Source organism: Achromobacter sp. 18P8.1.1, from assembly GCF_057799415.1.
Genome location: NZ_JBYOKH010000096.1, coordinates 1 through 2257, shown reverse-complemented (window position 1 = coordinate 2257; position 2257 = coordinate 1). Strand labels below are relative to the sequence as shown.

The following is a 2257-nucleotide window of genomic DNA, read 5'->3' as shown; positions in this document are numbered from 1 at the left end:
AGCGAGACGGCGCTGCCTGGTAAGCCTGGCGAGGTGGTGAGGGTGGATACGCCGCCGCCGCTGCCTTCCGAGAAGGAGACGTTTGGTTCGGAGATTCCGAGTTGGCCGGGTGAGCCGGTTGGGTCGATCGGTGTTCCAAGCCAAGAGAATGCGGTAGTTGATAATGGAGCGCCTATCGGTACGCCGAACAATGGCCCTATCATTGTCGATCCAATCTTTAGCACAAGCGACGAGCTAAAGCAGAGAGCCAAGGAGCTGGGGTATGGCCAGCGAATTTCTCCGCAAAAGGCGCCATTTAATTCGCATGGTCAGCCTGTTTTCTGGAACGGCAAAAACTACATTACTCCTGACGTCGATGGGCATAATGTTTCGGATGGATGGAAGGTTTTCGATCGTCGAGGTAATAGGGTGGGTACATATGACAAAGATTTGAATTGGGTGAAAAAATGACCTTTGGCATTAGTCTTACAGATAAGTTATTAACAGAGTTTGATGAGGTCGTGCTGCATGGTGAGATTGAAATAGACGGATATAAGGAGAGTTTCTTCGCTCCAGTGGGGTATTGGTCCAGGGGTGATTATTTAAGCAGCTGGAAGTGGGCGTTGGCTGAAGGGTTCCGAGATGGTTCCCATGCAGTCCTGGTGACGTCGATGCGAAATCCACTGTCGTGTAATTTCATATTTTACTGGGTGGTTTTCCTGGAAGGTGATCAGGCGTACATCCAGAATGGAGTGATTTTTCTAGATGAAATTAGTGAACCCTTTGATCCACGTAAGATAAATTCTTACGTTTCGGTGAGAGAGGAGATTAATGAGGATGGTCAAGTCATTTCTCAATGGAAGGTCGATGTGTTATCAATAAAGGATTTTTTTAATAGGCTGTGAATTAAGATACCGTCTTGTCCGTCAAGAGATTAGGCGTAATCCGGTCGATAGGATGAACGCGTTTTGAGCACGCCGAAGCAGAGATGAGCAAGCTTTCTCATTGCAGCGCCGAGCGCGGACATTTTGCTTTTACCGGCGTCTAGCAGTCGGGCGTAGAGGGCTTGGACATGTGGGTTATAGCGCGTGGCCACAATCGCGGCCATGTATAGCGTTGCCCTCACTCGTGGCGGTCCGGCCTTGGACAAGCAAGGTCGGCCATTGAGGCTGGTTCCGGATTGCCGCTTTACGGGAATCAGACCCAGATATGCCGCTAGGCCCTCCGCTGAGTTGATTCGCCTGTCGTGCATGATCGCTAGGATCGCGTTCGCTGCTTGCGGTCCGATGGCAGGGATGCTGGTGAGCAAATCTCGGTCCGCTTTCAGGTCTGGATGTCGATCAATGTGCTCATCGATGGCGCGATCCAATCGCTTGATCTCCTCACGCAGGAACGCGATTGCTTTATCGATAGAGCTTTCAACCAACGCTGGCGGGCGGCTGAATTGCGTTTTCTCTTGGCGGTTGAGTTCTCGCAACAGGTCCTTGACCAAGGCTTCACGTCGCGCCAGCAGTGCACGCAATTGTCGAGCGTGCACGGGCGCTGGATGCCACAACGGCGGCTCGAGTGCCTGGCCGTAACGGGCCAACACATAGCTGTCGATTCCATCGGTCTTAGAACGTATGGCCAAGGCTCCAGCGAAGTCGCGTGCCTGTGCAGGGTTAACCTGCGAGACATTCATCGACGCATCGTGCAGCACAGTGGCGGCCTGTTCGTGATATTGGCCCGTGGGTTCAAGTACGGCGTGAATCTGCTTGGGTTGAGCGCCGTGCTTGATGCACCAGTCCAATAGCGTTTGCACGCCGACGGCGGTGTTGGGTACAACTTTTGTTTTGCGTCTTGTGGCGCCGTCTACGAGAAGCAAGCAATCGAGCTTGGCCTTCGACACATCTATTCCGAGAAAGAACATGGACTTAGCTCCCGTCATGATATTCATGATGCCCGCTGCGCCCACTTGCCTTGTACATGCAGGGTCCTAATGCCCTAGGCTACCGTCCAGTGTCCAGCTGGCTCAGAAGAGCGGATCGAGGTTTAATCTTTATCGCAAAGTCTAAGCTTTCGGTGTCAGAGCAAACTCGTCGAATCCGCTGTGGTGATAGCTGATCACCACAGAGACAAAGATACAAGGTGTCAGACTACATTTCTGAACTCGAAAATGTAGTCTGACACCATATTCGCAGAGGACTTCGGCAGCACCTGGGGCTCGCACATCAGCGGCGTAGCCCGCGTAGATGCCGGCAACCTCAGTATGCAGGCTGGGCGCGACATCACCCTGACT

Annotated in this window: 4 protein-coding genes; 2 read left to right on the top strand and 2 right to left on the bottom strand. The window is 52.7% G+C overall.

Annotated elements, in window-relative coordinates:
- Together AC27VE_RS30705 and AC27VE_RS30700 are read left to right on the top strand one after the other, a co-directional pair.
- The coding region (locus AC27VE_RS30705; RefSeq protein ID WP_488705854.1) for a toxin C-terminal domain-containing protein at positions 1 to 450 on the top strand (450 nt) is incomplete at its 5' end.
- Positions 447 to 884 (top strand): hypothetical protein, encoded by a 438-nt coding sequence (locus AC27VE_RS30700; protein WP_488705853.1) that lies wholly within the window; start codon positions 447 to 449, stop codon positions 882 to 884. The genes AC27VE_RS30705 and AC27VE_RS30700, both read left to right, overlap by 4 nt.
- 29 nt (positions 885 to 913) lie before the next feature.
- Here AC27VE_RS30700 and AC27VE_RS30695 read toward each other — a convergent pair whose 3' ends face one another.
- Together AC27VE_RS30695 and AC27VE_RS30690 are read right to left on the bottom strand one after the other, a co-directional pair.
- Positions 914 to 1888, bottom strand: coding sequence for an IS110 family RNA-guided transposase (locus AC27VE_RS30695; RefSeq protein ID WP_488705855.1), 975 nt, complete (start codon positions 1886 to 1888; stop codon positions 914 to 916).
- Positions 1889 to 2029: 141 nt separating this feature from the next.
- A partial coding sequence (locus AC27VE_RS30690) for a hypothetical protein (RefSeq protein WP_488705852.1) occupies positions 2030 to 2257 on the bottom strand: 228 nt, incomplete at its 5' end.

Bases quoted from the DNA above. Each gene is read 5' to 3' on its own strand.
- AC27VE_RS30700 (WP_488705853.1), top strand. From the start codon at position 447: ATGACCTTTGGCATTAGTCTTACAGATAAGTTATTAACAGAGTTTGAT.
- AC27VE_RS30695 (WP_488705855.1), bottom strand. From the start codon at position 1,888: ATGTTCTTTCTCGGAATAGATGTGTCGAAGGCCAAGCTCGATTGCTTG.